This is a genomic window from Edaphobacter acidisoli (assembly GCF_014642855.1).
GTDB lineage: Bacteria > Acidobacteriota > Terriglobia > Terriglobales > Acidobacteriaceae > Edaphobacter > Edaphobacter acidisoli.
Window position 1 is genome coordinate 2,098,811 of record NZ_BMJB01000001.1, and the last position, 16,889, is coordinate 2,115,699.

At 58.9% G+C, this 16,889-nt stretch carries 15 protein-coding genes and 1 tRNA gene; 8 read left to right on the plus strand and 8 right to left on the minus strand.

Translation table 11 applies throughout. The features are described from left to right. Positions 1 to 85: 85 nt before the first annotated feature. On the minus strand, positions 86 to 1,756 hold the full coding sequence (locus IEX36_RS08475) for a DHA2 family efflux MFS transporter permease subunit (protein WP_188758915.1): 1,671 nt from the start codon (positions 1,754 to 1,756) through the stop codon (positions 86 to 88). A gap of 165 nt (positions 1,757 to 1,921) precedes the next feature. Between IEX36_RS08475 and IEX36_RS08480 the strand changes: the two genes are divergently transcribed. Continuing rightward, complete coding sequence (locus IEX36_RS08480; protein WP_188758916.1) at positions 1,922 to 2,566, plus strand: TetR/AcrR family transcriptional regulator; 645 nt, start codon at positions 1,922 to 1,924, stop codon at positions 2,564 to 2,566. A 68-nt stretch (positions 2,567 to 2,634) separates the two neighbouring features. Here IEX36_RS08480 and IEX36_RS08485 read toward each other — a convergent pair whose 3' ends face one another. Beyond that, positions 2,635 to 3,012 carry a HesB/IscA family protein gene (locus IEX36_RS08485; RefSeq protein WP_188758917.1) on the minus strand — a complete coding sequence of 126 codons (378 nt, stop codon included), beginning with the start codon at positions 3,010 to 3,012 and terminating at the stop codon, positions 2,635 to 2,637. Between the two features lie 192 nt (positions 3,013 to 3,204). Here IEX36_RS08485 and IEX36_RS08490 point away from each other — a divergent pair, with 192 nt between their 5' ends. Continuing rightward, positions 3,205 to 3,378, plus strand: coding sequence for a hypothetical protein (locus IEX36_RS08490; protein ID WP_188758918.1), 174 nt, complete (start codon positions 3,205 to 3,207; stop codon positions 3,376 to 3,378). A gap of 163 nt (positions 3,379 to 3,541) precedes the next feature. Further along, positions 3,542 to 3,823: a hypothetical protein gene (locus IEX36_RS08495; protein WP_188758919.1), complete on the plus strand. Its 282-nt coding sequence runs from the start codon at positions 3,542 to 3,544 to the stop codon at positions 3,821 to 3,823. 93 nt (positions 3,824 to 3,916) lie between these two features. On the opposite strand, the gene IEX36_RS08500 is transcribed toward IEX36_RS08495, so the two are convergent. The 3 genes from IEX36_RS08500 to gnd form a co-directional block, all read right to left on the minus strand. After that, positions 3,917 to 4,228, minus strand: coding sequence for a winged helix-turn-helix domain-containing protein (locus IEX36_RS08500; protein ID WP_188758920.1), 312 nt, complete (start codon positions 4,226 to 4,228; stop codon positions 3,917 to 3,919). After that, entirely contained in the window at positions 4,221 to 4,817 is a 597-nt protein-coding gene (locus tag IEX36_RS08505; RefSeq protein WP_188758921.1) for a hypothetical protein, read from the minus strand. Before IEX36_RS08505 ends, IEX36_RS08500 begins: the two co-directional genes overlap by 8 nt. 260 nt (positions 4,818 to 5,077) lie before the next feature. Beyond that, entirely contained in the window at positions 5,078 to 6,538 is a 1,461-nt protein-coding gene (gene gnd, locus IEX36_RS08510) for a decarboxylating NADP(+)-dependent phosphogluconate dehydrogenase (RefSeq protein ID WP_188758922.1), read from the minus strand. Positions 6,539 to 6,789: 251 nt separating this feature from the next. On the opposite strand from gnd, the gene IEX36_RS08515 reads away from it, so the two are divergent. Next, complete coding sequence (locus tag IEX36_RS08515; RefSeq protein ID WP_188758923.1) at positions 6,790 to 7,983, plus strand: glycoside hydrolase family 88/105 protein; 1,194 nt, start codon at positions 6,790 to 6,792, stop codon at positions 7,981 to 7,983. 70 nt (positions 7,984 to 8,053) lie between these two features. On the opposite strand, the gene IEX36_RS08520 is transcribed toward IEX36_RS08515, so the two are convergent. From IEX36_RS08520 to IEX36_RS08530, 3 genes are all read right to left on the minus strand, one after another. Continuing rightward, positions 8,054 to 9,241, minus strand: coding sequence for a glycoside hydrolase family 27 protein (locus IEX36_RS08520; RefSeq protein ID WP_188758924.1), 1,188 nt, complete (start codon positions 9,239 to 9,241; stop codon positions 8,054 to 8,056). An 89-nt stretch (positions 9,242 to 9,330) separates the two neighbouring features. Beyond that, entirely contained in the window at positions 9,331 to 10,401 is a 1,071-nt protein-coding gene (locus IEX36_RS08525; protein WP_188758925.1) for an alginate lyase family protein, read from the minus strand. A 115-nt stretch (positions 10,402 to 10,516) separates the two neighbouring features. Further along, a complete protein-coding gene (locus IEX36_RS08530; protein ID WP_229668807.1) occupies positions 10,517 to 12,730 on the minus strand; it encodes a hypothetical protein in 2,214 nt (737 codons plus the stop codon). A gap of 244 nt (positions 12,731 to 12,974) precedes the next feature. Here IEX36_RS08530 and IEX36_RS08535 point away from each other — a divergent pair. From IEX36_RS08535 to IEX36_RS08550, 4 genes are all read left to right on the plus strand, one after another. Then, positions 12,975 to 13,059, plus strand: a tRNA-Leu gene (locus IEX36_RS08535). 31 nt (positions 13,060 to 13,090) lie between these two features. Then, complete coding sequence (locus IEX36_RS08540) at positions 13,091 to 13,405, plus strand: DUF3467 domain-containing protein (RefSeq protein ID WP_188758926.1); 315 nt, start codon at positions 13,091 to 13,093, stop codon at positions 13,403 to 13,405. Positions 13,406 to 13,411: 6 nt separating this feature from the next. Beyond that, complete coding sequence (locus IEX36_RS08545) at positions 13,412 to 15,013, plus strand: ArnT family glycosyltransferase (protein WP_229668808.1); 1,602 nt, start codon at positions 13,412 to 13,414, stop codon at positions 15,011 to 15,013. A gap of 135 nt (positions 15,014 to 15,148) precedes the next feature. Then, complete coding sequence (locus IEX36_RS08550) at positions 15,149 to 16,789, plus strand: tetratricopeptide repeat protein (RefSeq protein ID WP_229668809.1); 1,641 nt, start codon at positions 15,149 to 15,151, stop codon at positions 16,787 to 16,789. The last annotated feature ends 100 nt before the right edge of the window (positions 16,790 to 16,889 follow it).

Sequence of the window (16,889 nt, forward strand, 5' to 3'; positions counted from 1 at the left end):
AACTAAGAGCAGCGTTTTAAGGTGCATAAAGAGGCACTATACACAACATCCGAAAGCCCAAACAATCTTCCCTAAAATCACGAACCTAATGTGCATCGAGCGCAATATGCTTATCAACAGGTGGCCGCTTCAGGAAAAACACCAGCGGCAACATGCACACCAGCACACCGCACAGTATCTTGAACTGCTCCATGTACGAGAGCATCATCGCCTGCCGCTGCATCGCCGCGTAGATCTCAGCCAGTGCGAAGTAGTGATTATCCGCGGCATTTCCCGGCCCGGCCACAGCCTGCCCCACCGCCTGCTGCACCAGCCCGTTTGAAGCCGTAATATGCTGCCCCAGCGTTTGCTGAAACATCTGCGCCCGCCGCTGCAGCAGCGTGCTCACCGCGGCAATCCCCAAGCTGCCGCCCTCGTTCCGCACCAGCGCGTACAACCCCGCCGCCTGCGAGCTCTCCGTCTTCGGAATAAACCGGAAGATCATCGTGCTCACCGGCACCGTAATCAGCCCCATGCCCAGCACCTGCACGATGCGCGGCACAATGAAGTTCCACTCCGCCGCGTCCAGGCTCATCGACGCCATCCACCACAGCGACGACGCCATCAGCAGCAGTCCACCGAAGACCATCTTTCGCGGATCATATCCACGGGTCAGCATATAGCCGACAACCGGCACCTCCGCCATCGTGAACAACCCCGCAGGCGAGAGCACGAGCCCCGAGGTCGTCGCGTCGTATCCCATCAACTGCTGCATCAACAGCGGCAGCAGATACGTCGACGCATACAGCACGCCGTACAGGCCCAGAATGATGAGGCAGCAGAAGAGAAAGTTTCGTTCCTTCAACAGCCGCAGATTCACCACCGGATTCTTCCGCGTCAGCTCCCACCACACAGCCGATACCAGCGCCACCACGGCAATCGTCGCAAACAGCACAATGAACGGCGAGCCAAACCAATCCAGCTCCTGCCCCTTGTCGAGCACAATCTCCAGCGTCGCCAACCCAATCGAGATGAAGCCCAGCCCGCCCCAATCGACAGCAGTCCTGCGAGCCTTGATCTTTGCTTCCTTCATGTGCGGCGGATCTTCCAGCACCATCCGCGTCAGCAGCACGCAAGCGACGCCCACCGGAATGTTGATGTAGAAAATCCACCGCCATGAGTAGTTGTCCGTAATCCACCCACCGAGCGTCGGCCCCAGCACCGGGGCTACCAGAATCGCCACCGTGTAGAGCGCCATCGCCATGCCGCGCTTCTGCGGCGAAAACGTATCGGCCAGAATCGCCTGCACCGAAGGCTGCAATCCTCCGCCGGCCAGCCCCTGCGCCACGCGAAACACCACCAGCACTGCAAGCGTAGGCGCAAGCCCGCACACAGCCGAGAAGACCGTAAAGAAAAACACCGACGTCAGGTAAAAATTCTTCCTGCCCATCAGCGCCGAAAGCCATCCACTGATCGGCAGCACAATCGCATTGGCCACCAGATAGCTCGTCAGCACCCACGCGCCCTCGTCCTGCGATGCCGACAGGCTCCCTGAGATGTGCGGCAGAGCAACGTTCGCAATCGAGGTGTCGAGCACCTCCATGAACGTCCCCATCGTCACAACCAGAGCCACAATCCACGGGTTGAACGCCCGCGCCTCTGTGCGCTCCAGGTTCTTCTCAGCCAGGTCAGGGCCGGCCTGAGGAGCAGCCTCAACAAGCGGCTCCTCAACTAGCGCAATCTCTGGTTCTTCGAGTTCATCGAGCAGGGTTGACATAAAATGACTCGCCAGTCATATATGATGACTCATCAGTCATTTTGATGCACGCACTTTTTCCACCACTCCATAACCCGCTGAAAACAGGCCTCCGCCAAAAAATGACCGAGCAGTCATTGCGGCCGGCTTCCTCACTGTATATCCTTGATTTCGGTCGAACCTGCGATGGCACCGTCAACCTCACCCCCCGTCCGCACCCGCACCTCTCGCAAATCAGCGGACGGCAAAGCGCGCGTCCTCACCGCCTTCCGGCGCTCGGAGATCCTGGCCGCATCCACCCGCGTCTTCGGCAACAAGGGCTTCGAAGCCACACGCATGGACGACATCGCCCACGAAGCCGGCCTGGCCAAAGGCACGCTCTACCTGTATTTCAAATCGAAGGACGCCATCTACAAGGCCACGGTCCAGCACGCACTGGCCGAGCTGCGCGAACTCACCCACGAACACGTCGCGCGCGAGTCCACCTTCGCCGGCAAATTTGCCGCCTTCATCCGCGTGCGCATCGCCTTCTGGGACGAGCAGCAATCGCTCTACCGCGTCATCCTCAGCATGGGACGCACCAGCCACCACCGCAAACAGAGCATCGCCTGGCAAAGAGCCGCCGTCGAGTATCTCGCAACCCTGCTGGCCGAAGCAGCCGACGCAGGCGAAATCCCCGCCGGAGACCACATCGCCGCAGCCTGGGCCACGATGGACGCAATCCGTGGCTTCAACGAGCGCCGCATCTACTCCGAAGGCCGCTCAGTCGAAGAAGACACCCGCTTCCTCACCAATTTCCTGCTCGCAGCCCTACGCACCCCGGGCGCATGAGACAGCGATCGGTCAAAAGAAAAACGCCCCGGACGTATCCGGGGCGTCGCTTTTCTAAAGCAAAACTTTTACACGCTGAACGAGGAGCCGCAGCCGCAGGTGCTCTTCACCGCGGCGTTCTCAAACTTGAAGCCAGCAGCTTCGAGCGTCTCGATGTAATCCACCTGGCAGTTCACCAAGTACGCCGCCGAGGTGGCATCGACAAATACCTTCAGGTCGTCGAACTTGTAGACCTTGTCCATCATGCCCGCCTGGTTCTCGAACGACATCGAGTACTGGAAGCCGGAACATCCGCCGCCAACCACACCAATGCGCAGACCGGCCGGAACCGGATTCTGGGTCGCCATGATCTCCTTCACCTTGGCGATAGCCGCCGGGGTCAGGGTGACAGGTGTCGAAGCGGGAGGAGCGGCGACAACCTCGGGGGTAACAGATGCTGTGGACATGGAAATCTCCTTCGTACCTACTATTTAAGTGTATGCGCCTGCCTACTTGCCTGCAAGCCCTTACGCAGGCGCACAATGCTCTCTTATATGGAGATGCGCCACATCCCTGAACGGATTCACCTTGGCCCGGAAACATACCGTTCCTGTTACCATTTGAGCCGCAGGGCCATCCGCAATCATCCATAGAGAGCCATGAAGATACTGGAGTTCATCTCGAATGCCTTCATCAACACGATGGGCATTACCAAGCCATCCGCGCGTGGCGCGATGCGGGCTGCGTGGTTCATCGCCGGCATGCTGCTTCTCGTGCTGATAGCCGTCACTCTGATGGCCGCCCTGGGTCTGCATCTCATCGCCCATCACTAGTACTACACCGTGCCAAGAAAATCGCTGGTTCATTTTCGCTGCACAGGCGTATGATGGCGGCGGACGCGCCACGGCGCCAACCCGGGCTCTCTCCTGCCGGGCACGCTTTCAGGCGTTGCCAACCATGTCGGCCCTGTCAATAAGGGGCGGAGGGACCTGAATTATGATGAGTTCGATTCTCACATTGCTCGTGATCTGGGCGATCATCGTCGCATGCTTCCTGGCGCTGTTGGCCTATAAGGCACAACTCCAGCGCTACGAAGAAGATCAGCTCTTTCTCAACGATGAGGTCGAGTCCACCGAGCACCAGGAGCAGAACGAGATCGTACGCAAGGTCAATAAGATCGCTCCATTTGTCAAAGTCTTTGGCATCGCAGCAGCGGTGATGACCGTCTGTATCGTCGGCATCTACACCTACGACGCCTGGCAGCACCTTACCCATTAAGTAAAGACATTTCGCCCTGGAACACGAACAGCCAACCCGCCCTGATGCGGCCCTGGCTGTTCGCTTTTAAGCACCTCGACGTACGCAATAAAGCTACAACGCCGCTCCGTCATTCCCCATCCCAAGCAGTTGCTTCAGCGCCTGCACATATTCAGCCAGCGCCTCGCGTCCGCCTTCGGTCAGACGATATTGCGTCTGTGGCTTGCGCAGCACAAACTTCTTCTCAACGGCCACATATCCGGCTCCCTCCAGCGTAGCCAGTTGCGCGCCCAGATTGCCGTCCGTCGCCCCTGTCTTCGCGCGAAGCCAGGTAAACTCGGCTCCCTCCACTCCACTCAGCAGCGAGAGCACGGCCAGGCGCAGTCTGCCGTGGATCACAGGATTGAGTTCAGGCAGATCAGGCATGGCTCAGACCATTCCGCTTCCGCGCCTCGGCAACCATCGCATAAACGCCAAACACAATCTGGCAGAAAAAAATCGCGGCGATAAATACAATCCCGCACTGCTCTTCCGAGCCAAAGCATGCAGCCACTGCAGCCGCCCACCATACAACCGCACAGGCAATCTGAGGCTTCCAGTGCAAGACCATCCCCGACGCGCCATTCGCCAATCCAAGCATCGCCGCTGCCATCGCCACAGAGACATGCTGGTCCACCAGCCGTCCGGTGACGCCAAGCGTCGTAAAAAGCACAGCCATCGAGACGGACAGGCCAATCCAGATCGAGCCAATCGCGCGCCCAAGTATCGTCACCGGACGATGACGTACCCTCAATGACGCACCAACGCCCGTGACAACCAGCCCAACAGCCACGCAGACCAGCCATGGCCAGCCGTTGTTAATCTTCGCCGACCATCCGATGGCGGCAATGTAGACGACACCCCACAGGACAAACGCCCATCCCCAGCGCTCCGTCGTCCTGCGCCCTTCGGCGATCATGCTCTCGATCAAACCGAGTCTCTCGCGTAGCTCCGAATCAGCAGCATGGCTTTGCATCGCGTTCCTCCTTATATGTGCCGTAAATGGCAGAGCTAAATTCGATGACAGAGTACTCTATATTTTAGAGTTAAGTCAAGCACAATAAATTCCAGGCGGCTCACTTCATGAATTATGTCGCTAATAATAAATGGCTTAGGCCAACAATTCATATCCAAGACAAAGCCCTCCGCCGCTTCGATCCTGTGAGTCAATCACTCATCAGGGCCGAAGCAGCGAAGGGCTGAAAGTACCCGGAAGCTGAGCCTCCGTCACCATTGCTAAGCGTTGTAGGTGGACGAAGAGACGCGTCCTCCGCGTCCGGTCCAGTTGGTGTGGAAGAACTCGCCGCGGGGCTTATCGACACGCTCATAGGTGTGCGCGCCGAAGAAGTCACGCTGCGCCTGCAACAGGTTCGCCGGCAGACGGTCCGTGCGGTAGCCATCGTAGAACGCCAGCGCCGTCGAAAACGCAGGCGTGGGCACGCCAATCTCGACCGCATGAACCAGCGCCTTGCGCCACGACTGGTGATACTTGTTCAGCGCGCCCGAGAAGAAGCTGTCCAGCAGCAAGTTCGAGAGCTGCGGATTCTTGTCATAAGCAGCCTTAATATTGCCCAGGAACACGCTGCGAATAATGCAGCCGCCGCGCCACATCAGCGCGATACCGCCCATGTTCAGGTTCCAGCCCATCTCCTTTTCAGCGGCGCGCAGCAGCATGTAGCCCTGAGCATAGCTGATGACCTTCGAGCAATACAGCGCGCGCCGAACGTCTTCGATGAACTCCTTCTTGTCCGCAACCGTCTTCGTCTTCGCCGGCCCTTCGAGCACCTTCGAAGCCGCAACGCGCTCGTCCTTCAGCGCCGACAGGCAGCGCGCAAAGACGCTCTCGCCGATCAGCGTCACCGGCTGGCCCAGGTCAAGCGCCGAGATCGCCGTCCACTTGCCCGTTCCCTTCTGCCCGGCCGTATCGAGAATCTTGTCAACGAGCGGCTTGCCATCCTCATCCTTCTTGGCAAAGATCTCCGCCGTAATCTCGATCAGGAAGCTGTCCAGCTCGCCCTTGTTCCACTCGGCAAAGATGCCCGCCAGTTCATCGGCACCCAGCCCCAGGCCGTCCTTCAGCAACTGATAAGCCTCGCCGATCAGCTGCATATCGCCGTACTCAATGCCGTTGTGGACCATCTTCACGTAGTGGCCCGCACCATCCTCGCCCACCCAGTCGCAGCAAGGAGTGCCATCTTCCACCTTCGCAGCAATGGCCTGGAAGATCTCCTTCACGTGCGGCCATGCAGCCTTGTTGCCGCCAGGCATGATTGACGGGCCGAAGCGCGCGCCCTCTTCGCCACCCGAAACGCCAGTGCCGACGAACAGAATGCCCTTCTCAGCCAAAGCCTTCGTGCGACGATTCGTATCGGTGTACAGCGAGTTGCCGCCGTCAATCAAGATGTCGCCCTTTTCCAGATACGGCAGCACATGCTCGATCGTCTGATCGACAACGTCTCCTGCCTTCACCATCAGCATGACGCGTCGTGGCGTCTTCAGCGAGGCGCACAGCTCCTGGGCCGAGTGCGTTCCCACCACCTTGGTTCCCTTGGCCTCGTTATTAATAAAGTCGTCCACCTTCGAGGTGGTCCTGTTGTAGACGGCCACCTTGTATCCGTGGTCGTTCATGTTCAAGACCAGGTTCTGGCCCATCACGGCCAGCCCGATCAATCCAATATCGCAAGTCGCCTCAGCCATCTCTTCTCCAAATCAAAGCGGACCCACCAGGGGCCTCGCATCAGTCTTTATTTTGTCCAGTGATCGTAGCCGGGGAATTGGTCCAGCCACAAATGACTCCCTCTATCATAGCCAATAAAACGCGGTACAAACGCTCCACCGCAGAACATCCGCAGTTCATCCATGGACGCTTGCAGTGGAAATTGTTTTTTCTCTAAACAAATTCACGGATTGTCAGTAAAATGGGCCAACCCACAGCAATAGGAGAACCGATGAAGCAGACGACCCGACGCGAAGCCCTCAAAATGTGCGCCACTCTTCCCTTTGCCGCCAGATTCGCTAGCGCGAGTTCCCTCCTGCCGTCGAGCCAGGCCTCAGACGCCTCTGCAGCAAACCCCACGCAAGACTGGTCCGAAGCCCTCATCACTTCAACCATGCACCGCACACCAGATCCCGCCAACCTCGGCACCTGGGGCTACGCCATCGCGCTCTATCTCTACGGCCAATATCTCTTCTACAAACGCACCGGCGACAAGAAGCATCTCGACTACATCCAGGGCTGGATCGACAGCCACGTCAACGATGCCGGCGAGATCGACCGCAAGATCACCGCACTCGACTACATGCTCCCCGGCAACCTCCTCATCGTGCTCCACCAAGAAACCGGCAAGCAAAAGTACAAGACCGCAGCCGACACCATCCGTCACACCTTCGACAACTACCCGCGCACCACCGATGGCGGCTTCTGGCACGCCTACTCGCGCCAGCACCAGCTCTGGCTCGACGGCATGTACATGTCGATGCCCTTCCTCGTCCGCTACGGCCAGGCATTCAACGACAAAAAGTACGCCTGCGACGAAGCCGTCAAACAGCTCCTCATCTACGCGAAGCACCTCAACGACCCCGCCAGCGGCCTGCTCTACCACGCATACGACGAGTCCGGACAGCAACCATGGGCGCAGCCCGCCACGCACCACTCGTCCTTCTTCTGGTGCCGCGCCATCGGCTGGTACGGCATGGCGCTCATCGAAGTGCTCGAGGTTCTGCCGCACCATCACGCCCAGCGCGGAGACCTCATCAAACTCGTCCAGCAGCTCGCCGCAGCCTACGAGAAATACCAGGACCCCGCCACCGGCCGATGGTACGAAGTCGTCGACAAAGCCACCACGCCCGGCAACTGGCTCGAGACCTCAAGCTCGTCGATGTACACCTACACCCTCTCGCGCGCCATCGAGCGCGGCTACATCCACAAGCGCTACGCCAGCGTGATGAACAAAGGCTACAAAGGCGTGCTCACGCAGCTCTCACGCGACAGCGATGGCTCGACGCATCTGCATAACATCTGCGGCGGCACCAACGTCGGCGATCTCCAGTTCTACCTCGACCGCCCGCGCAACACCGACGACTTCCACGGCCTCGGCGCCTTCCTCATCATGAACGAGCAACTACGCAAACATCAGGCGTAGTACAGAGCCGCCAACAGCAGAAGGCCCGCTGGAATCTCCCAGCGGGCCTTCTATTTTGTGTTGAACGAGCTTACTTCCACACGCGCAACATCACCACACCATGCGCAGGAATCGTGACGCTGTAAGGTCCCTTGATGCTGCCCAGGTCCTTATGCAGCCACAGGTCGCGCGCCTTCACCGAGCCAGAGAACCCCAGCTTGTGAAAGTCCACCTCGGTCGTCGCCGTTGACGTGCCACGATTGAAGATCCCCACAGCCTCCGCGCCGCCTTCGAGCGGTCGCGCCCACATCTCCGTCAAGCCATCCGCGGACACGCGATCGCCCTGCTTGCCTAGCTTGTCCTGATCGACAGCAATCACATCGTGGTTGGTCAGAATCGCCAGCGTCTCCGGCGTCATCGTCGTCAGATCGTTGCCCGCCAGCAGAGGCGCAGCAAGAATTGCCCACAGGCTCATGTGGGTCTTGTATTCATCGGTGGTCATGCCGCCATTGCCCACCTCCAGCATGTCCGGATCGTTCCAATGTCCCGGCCCGGCATAAGGCGCAAGCCCAAGCTGCTGATTGAATCCTATGTCGGCCATACGCGCATAGGTGTCGTTGATATCACCCGTCGTGCGCCACAGATTGCCGCCCACGCTCGGCCCCCACTTCCACACATCGTCCACGCCATACTGGCAGAGGCTATAAACAATCGGCCGCCCCGTGCTGCGCAGCGCATCCCGCATCTTCACGTACGCATCCACCATGATCTTGTGCGCCGCCTCATGCGAGCCAGCCGCCTTCATCTGCACTCCAAGCCCGCACAGATCGTACTTCAGATAATCGATGCCCCACGCCGCATACGTCTTCGCATCCTGCTCCTCATAGCCCAGGCTGCCTTCAAACCCCGCACACGTCTTCGCACCCGGCGAAGAATAGATACCCAGCTTCAATCCTTTGCTGTGCACATAATCCGCAAGCGCCTTCATGTCGGGAAATTTGCTGTTCGTCAGGATGTTCCCCTGCGCATCCCGGCCACCTTCCCAGGTGTCGTCGATGTTGATGTAGATGTAGCCCGCATCGCGCATCCCACTCGACACCATCGCATCGGCCTGCTGGCGGATAATCGCATCGGTCACATTGCGGTGGAAGTGGTTCCAGCTATTCCACCCCATCGGCGGAGTCATTGCGATACCGGAGCTTTGCCCGCGCAGCGGAGTTGAAATCAACGCGAACGCAGCAAGCGCAGCGAACAGAGCACATCGACGAAACAAATTCATGAAGAACGATCTCCTGAGCGAATCTAAGAATAAGTCACGAATAAAAGTACACGGTTACATCCAAGAAAATCCAGCATAAAATCGCAACCCTAAGCAGGCGGCAATCCACCCAGATACATATAGCCTTTATCCTTGCACTCGCTCAGCAGCTTCGTAATCACCGGATCAGGAAACCTGCGATTAAACGACTCCGCCCACCCAATCCGCTCGTTGGAAGGAGAACCCATCTCCTGCTTGACCCCCGTCGCCTTCTCAAACAACGTCGGATCAACCATCCCCGCCATCGACACGCGCACCAGATGCTTCAACGCACCACCATTCACCGCATACAGGTCCACACCATTCGACATCCCGAGCTCAGCCATCAGCACCAGCGGACCCGCAGCATAGAGGTGATAGTGCAGTGCACGCATGGCGCGGTGCATCTCGTTCGGCAGCGTACCATCCGGCTGAATGGCCGCAATCCCCTGCTTCGCCGCACTCATCGCCCAGTCGAAGTCCTTACGATCATTCGTCGCGATTCCCACCGCCGCCAGCTCCACCCCGGCCCAGTAATAGTGGTTGTTCTGCGCTGCGGCATCCTTCGCCTCTTTCGCGTCGTAATAGTCCTTCGTCTGCTGCGACACCTTCTTCAGCCACGGCAAAATCACCGCTGCCTGCTCCGGCGAAATCACGCCCGACTCCCGTACCTTCAGATACGCAATCGCCTCTCCACCCAGCACCCATCCCTGCACGTAGTACGCCTGGTTCGACGACATCTTCCCCGTCAACGCCCGCCCGCGCGCATTCGCTTCCATGTGTGCAATCACACATCGAGCCGCCGCCAGCGAGCCCGTCGTCCGATAAGCATCCGCCGCCGCGACCACCTCATCGCCATCGCGCTTCTCTGGCGCCGAACTCTCGTGGTACGCCTTCATCATCGCCGGATCGACAATCGAATGCGTCGGATCATCCGTCCTATAAAACCCATTCGTCACAAAATCAACCGGCAGGTGCTCCACTGCAGGGCAGTCATAGGAAGCACTCGTGGCCTTCACCGCAACGCCATCCCACGGCGACCGCAACGCCGCAGCGTTCGCATAACAAGGCATCGAAGCCAGCAAAACCGCACCAATCGTTCCCGCACCACGCTTCAACTGCTGCACAACAAATCTACGCATCCTACCCTCGTGCCAGCCATTCTAACTACAATTCCCGATTAAGTTCACGCTTCGTATGAAAATGCCGCCGGATGGCGCCGTGCGCACGCCGGCGTTCCGCCAGTACACGCAGACTCTAGCTAACAGTTATCCATGTGCGACTCTTCCCATCGATACGCACTGGAACCAAAGCCGAATAGTCCCGCTCCAGGTGATAGGTCTTCGCAGGCCCATCCTGTATTTGAATCTGCGCTGTCTTTGTAAGCCCCGTGTAGTACAGAGGCAATTTAATCTCGCGTGTAATTTCATCGTGCAAGGGGTTATAGATCATAGCCAGGCCGCGAGTTTTCAGACGCGGATTCGCATGCAGGATGCCGTCCCAATCCTTACCATCCGGTCGGCGCAGGTGAATAATGTCGCTATCCAGAATGGCCCGGTTTTCTTTGTAGAAGCTGACCCATTTGCGCACAGCCTGTTTTGTTTCATCCGTGTCGTAGAGACGGTCTCCGCGCCATGCAGCCTGCACCCCCGCTCCCAACAGGTCTGCAAGCCTGGTCTCGTAATGGGCAAGGTTTTGGTGCAGCGGCTCAACCGTTGCTGCCGAACCTCCACCGTGATATTGCATGAGGGGGACATGCATCCAACCCATGCTCGGTGTCTTCTCCCACGTTCCGTCATAGATGTCCTGCCGTTCGATCAATGGCTGATATTCACGTGGCAGAGACCAGTCATTTTCCGTATAGCCCATCCCAGTCTTGCTTTGCCCATTGAGAAAGTACCAGTCGGGCACGGTGAGATAAATGCCCTGTCCCCGGCACCAGCGATAGAACTCGCTCATAATCTCCCACTGCCGCCATTGTGAATCGAGATATCCTTTATGCCCCGGATGCTCGGTAGATGCGCAGAAATCTCCTGGATAGGAGCCGTCGTTTTCAAAGACGTTCATTCCCGTGTATGGGAAAAAGCTGCGCAGCGTTTTGAAGTAATCTTCCGCCCAGTGGCTGCCGAGACAAGGCGATGGGCCAAATTTACCCCCGCCCGGTCTGTCCGTTTTCACATCGATAACAAGGTCCTCGCGTCTTCCACCCCGGCTTGCAAGCAGTGAATAGCCACCGATTGCGATGCCCTTCTGTTTGGCATAATCGGCCAGCTCTTTCATCTCTTTCAAATAATCAGCACTCGTGTTTTCGATGTTGAAGCCGCTTCCAAAGCTGAGGATCACCATCTCGAAACCAACATCGGCGCACTGGTCAATGACGAGTTTTACTTTGTCAGGCTCCGCATATCGCGCGTGCATGTAAATCGGATTCTCTTGTATCCATGGCGCAAGTACCGTCATCATCTTGCGCATCGCCAGTCCACGCCGTTCAGCATCACTGCTGTCGTGAAGAAGCTCAAACACCGTAAAGGAGCCCCATGTCTTCCCCGACGCTATTTCAATTTCGGGGCCAACGGGAGGAGCGCACTCCAGCAAGCATGGCGTTTGGTGCTCATAGTAGCGATCGCCGTAAGATGGATCGCCCTTCCAGCGGACTGCAGGATTGTCCTGAGCGGCGCCCATGTTTCCGCCAAAGTCGTAGTCCGTTTCCACATGAATAGGAAGGACTTTGTCGAGAAGCTCATTGTCCGATTCAGGAGATAGTTTCTCGACACCGGACTCGACAATTGCCAATATTTCAGCCTGGAATGAATTCAGAACGATTGGAGAAGAGCCATCGTTTTCAACCTCAATCTGCTTTGCCAACAGCGGAATGCCGTCATACAGTTCATAACGCACGCGCACCAGAACATTCTTGATTGGCGATTGCGGCCCGGCCCCATAGTGAAAGGTCAAGGAAACACCGGGCGGCGGCCATGGCAACTCCTCCGTTGACCACTCCGCAACTCGCTTCCACGGAAAACGTGCGCGAGTCCTTCCTTCTTCCAGACGAAGGAACTGAAAATCACGCGGGGCTGCTGTCATTTGATCGAGCCACTCTGGCAGAAAGTAGTTCTCGACAGGTTGTCCGTGCAGGCCTCCCACGGAGAGAGCATAGTCATCCAGAGTAAGTGTTGCTTCAGGCCGCACACTTCGCAAAACGCTTTCGCCTGTCATCAGGTTGTCGAACGCTACAGTTGCCGCGTTCGGAGCGAGACGAAATACACGGCGCAGCAGCCCATTCGACAGGACGACTTCTTTGCCGCCGTCCTGATGTGTGATCTGTGCTTTGTAACCAGAGGCGTCCAATAGCCAATCCGCTGACGACGACTGCTGGTGAGTTGTCTCTTCAGCAATCGCTTTAGATGGCGCCACACTTAACACACCGGTGCCAAGCGCACCGGCGATGAAGTTCCTTCGGTTAAATTGCATTTGGTGGTCTCACCTTATTTATTCTGTTGAATCTTTTCTCTAACGCGACCAATCGCTCAGCACTACGTTTCACTGCACAACAAATCCTACCCTCGCGCCAGACATCCTACCCACAATCGCCAATTAAGTTCAGACTCTGTATGAAAACACAGCCGAAGCAGCCTTGACGAACAGCCACCACCCGCTTAGCGTTGAAGCAGCCACCAATCTGCTCATGGTGGACGAAGCACCCGGCAGCAAAGACGCGAAAGTGGCGAAATTGGCAGACGCACCAGACTTAGGATCTGGCGGAGAAATCCGTGGGGGTTCAAGTCCCCCCTTTCGCACCAATCTCAAATCCATCGAGCACCAGGAACAACAATGAACCAGCCGCACGCGCCCAAAGGTCCGGACCAGACCACCGTCAACATCACCAACACCCCCGACTACCGCGAGGGCTACGCCAACAGCGTCCAGGTCCGCATGAGCGTCTGGGACTTCTTCCTCGTCTTCGGCACCATGTCGCAGGAAAAACCGGACGAGCTCAACATGCGCAACTTCCAGGGCATCTATCTCAGCCCGCAGCAAGCCAAGGCGCTCTGGAACGTACTCGGTCATAATCTCGCTCAGTACGAGCAGGCTTTCGGAACGCTCACGCTGGAGCAGGTTCCTCAACCTGGCGGTCCCGTCCATTAGCTCCACGTGAAACGCCTGCGCAACGCCCGAAAGCCCCTCGGCGACATCCCGCCCTGGAAGCTCTACCCGCTCTTCTTCGCGGTCGTTTACTTCTCGCACCTCACGCTGTTGCGTCTTCCCTACTTCTGGGACGAGGCCGGCTACTACATCCCCGCCGCGTGGGACTTCTACCGCACCGGCTCGCTCATTCCGCAAACCACGCTGACCAACGCGCACCCGCCGCTGCCATCCATCCTGCTCGCAGCCTGGTGGCATCTCTCAGGATTCGTCCCCAGCGGCACCCGCACCCTCGTCTGCATGGTGAGCGCAGCAGCCCTGCTCGGCGTCTTCAAGCTCGCGCGATCGCTCTGCACAAGATCCGTCGCCGCCGTCACAGCAATCCTTACCGCGATCTACCCCATCTGGTTCGCGCAAAGCACACTCGCCCACGCCGACATCTTCGCCGCCGCCTTCACCCTCTGGGCCTTCGCCTTCTACCTCGAACCCGAGCCAGCGTCTTCCACGCGCAATCAAATCTCCGTAGCCTTTCTCTTCTCGCTCGCCGCACTGTCGAAAGAAACAGCCATCGTCACGCCAGTCGCGCTCGCCCTCTGGGAGACATTCCTCCTCATCCGCAGCAGCCGAGCCATTCCACGCCGCGAACACACTAGATGGATCATCGCTCTACTCATCCCCATCCTTCCACTCGCAGCCTGGTACGCCTACCACTACCACGCCACAGGATTCATCTTCGGCAACCCACAATTCCTTCGCTACAACGCTACCGCGAACCTCGGCTTACATCGCATCGCGCTCAGCCTCTGGCACCGCCTCCTGCACCTCACCGTGCACATGAACCTCTACGTCGCCGTCATCTGCGCTGCGGCCGCATTGTTCATTCCAGCCACACCCGAGTCACCGAAGGGCCTGCAAAAGCCCGCCTTGCAGGCCATCGCCGTCATCTTCATCGCCAACTGGATCGCCTTCTCCATCCTCGGCGGAGCGCTGCTCACGCGCTATCTTCTTCCGGTCTATCCGCTCATCATCCTGCTCTGCGTGACGACCTGGCATCGCCACCTGCGCCGATGGTGGCTCCTGGCCGCGCTCACTGCAGCCGCATTCCTCAGCGGCATCTGGATCTACCCGCCCTACCCCTTCGCACCCGAAGACAATCTCGCCTACCGCGACATGGTCGTCCTGCACGTAGAAGCCGTCCACATCATTGAGCACCGTTACCCCAAAGCCATCGTGCTCACCGCCTGGCCCGCAACCAGCGAGCTTGCACGCCCCGAGCTAGGCTACACACGCACGCCCATCAAAACCGTCGCCATCGACAACTTCTCCTTCGGTGAAATCGAAAAAGCCGCCGCCGACCCCGGCTCCTACGACACAGCGCTCATCTTCTCCACCAAGATCGACCCGCGCGGCATCAATCTCGCTCGCGCAAACAGGGCATCCGACGCGAAGTACTTCGACTACCACCAGGACCTCGACCCCACCGAAGTCGCCGCGCTGCTCCACGGCAACATCGTCTGGCAAGCTCACCGCAACGCCGAGTGGGCCGCCATCCTCCGCTTCCCCCGCATCGTCAACGCCTCACTCACACCTTTGTCGCTGCCTCTGAGATAGGCCGGGACTTCAGTCCGGGCAATACCGGCACAAAAAGGAACGGGGCTTTAGCCCCTGGGATACGCCCCATCCATCGCGGCCTCATTGTCCATCGCGAGTGGCATACCTCGCACGAGCGCTCTATATACTGAACCTGTGCCGAGCCCGTCCAAACTCCGCCATCTCCTGAAGCACTCCTGGCTTCCCATCGCGTTCCTCTTCTCAACCATCCACGCCCTCGCGCAGACTAGCCCCAGCGCCGAAACCATCGAGAACTCGGGCCGTCTCGTCCTCGTCCTTCCATTCGACAACCACACCGGCCAGCAAAACCTCGCATGGATCGGCGAGTCCTTCCCCGACACGCTCAACCAGCGGCTCGCCTCCGCCGGCTTTCTCCCCATCAACCACGACGACCTCCAGTACGCGCTCGACCACCTCGGCCTGCCGTCCGACTTCCGTCCCACCCGCGCCACCACCATCCGCATCGCGCAAACACTCGACGCCAACTACGTCATCATCGGCAGCTACAACGTCACCAACGGACGCATCTCCGCGCAGGCGCAGGTCCTCAACGTCAACCAGCTCCACATGTCACATCCGCTTGCCGACTCAAGCGAGCTCGCGCGCCTCTTCGATGTCGAAAACGCCATCGCCTGGAAGGTCGCCAACGATATCGTTCCCAACTTCTCCATTGCCGAGCAGACATTCCTGAGCGCGCCCTCCGTGCCCCTCAGCGCATTCGAGGACTACATCCGCGGCAACAACGCCACCACACCCGACGAGCGCGTCAATCGCCTCCAGGACGCCGTCCGCCTCGCGCCCGACTACTCCGCTGCCCTGCTCGCACTCGGCAAAGCGCAGTATGCCAATCGCGACTTCGACAACGCCGCCGCAACACTCGCCAAGGTTCCCCACTCCGACCGCCGCGCTCTCGAAGCCAACTTCTACCTCGGCCTCGCCCGCTTCAACTCTGGCAAGTACGCTGAAGCCGAATCAGCATTCGCCTTCGTCGCCAGCCGTCTTCCGCTTCCCGAAGTCGTCAACAATCAGGCCGTCGCCACCGCGCGCCAGGGACGCAACGCCGTCCCACTCTTCCGCCGCGCCTCTGCAGCCGACCCCAACGACCCCGACTACCACTACAACCTCGCCGTCTCGCTCTACCGTCAGGGAGATTTCGCCGGAGCCACCACTGAAGTCAATCAAACCCTGAAGCTCCGGCCCACCGACGCCGAAGCCGCGCAACTCAAAGCCTCCATCGCCACCGGCAAAAAGCCCGACGCAAAGACCGCAGCGAACACCACCGACACTGACCCTTCATCCTTCGATCCGCTCGAACGCATCCGCCGCACCTACTCCGAAGCCTCCTTCCGTCAGGCCGCCTTTGAGATCGACCAGATGCGCGCCATGCGCATGGCCACCCTGCCCAAAGACCAGCAGGCAAAGCAATACACCGAGCTGGGCCACGAATATCTCGGCGAAGGCCTCATCCCCGAGGCCGAGCAGCAGTTCCAGTCCGCGCTCAAAGCCGACCCATCCAGCTCCGAAGCCCACGCAGGCCTCGCGCAGGTCCGCGAACGCACTGGCAACAATCAGCAGGCGCGCACCGAAGCCGAAGCCTCGCTCAGGCTCCAGCCCAACGCTCCCGCATATCTCGTTCTCGCGCACCTCGAATATCAGGCCAACCAACTCGACGCCGCAGCCGCAGACGTCAGCAACGCCCTCAAGCTCGACCCCAAAAACTCCGCCGCCCTCGGCATGAAGCAGGCCCTCCAGTCCCGCGGAAAGACCCTCCCGTGAAGACCTCTACATTTCCATTCCGCGGCGCATCATCTCCATTTCCATTCCGTAGCGCAGCGGAGGAATCTGCTTTTCCCTTCCCCGCCACCACCCACCGGGT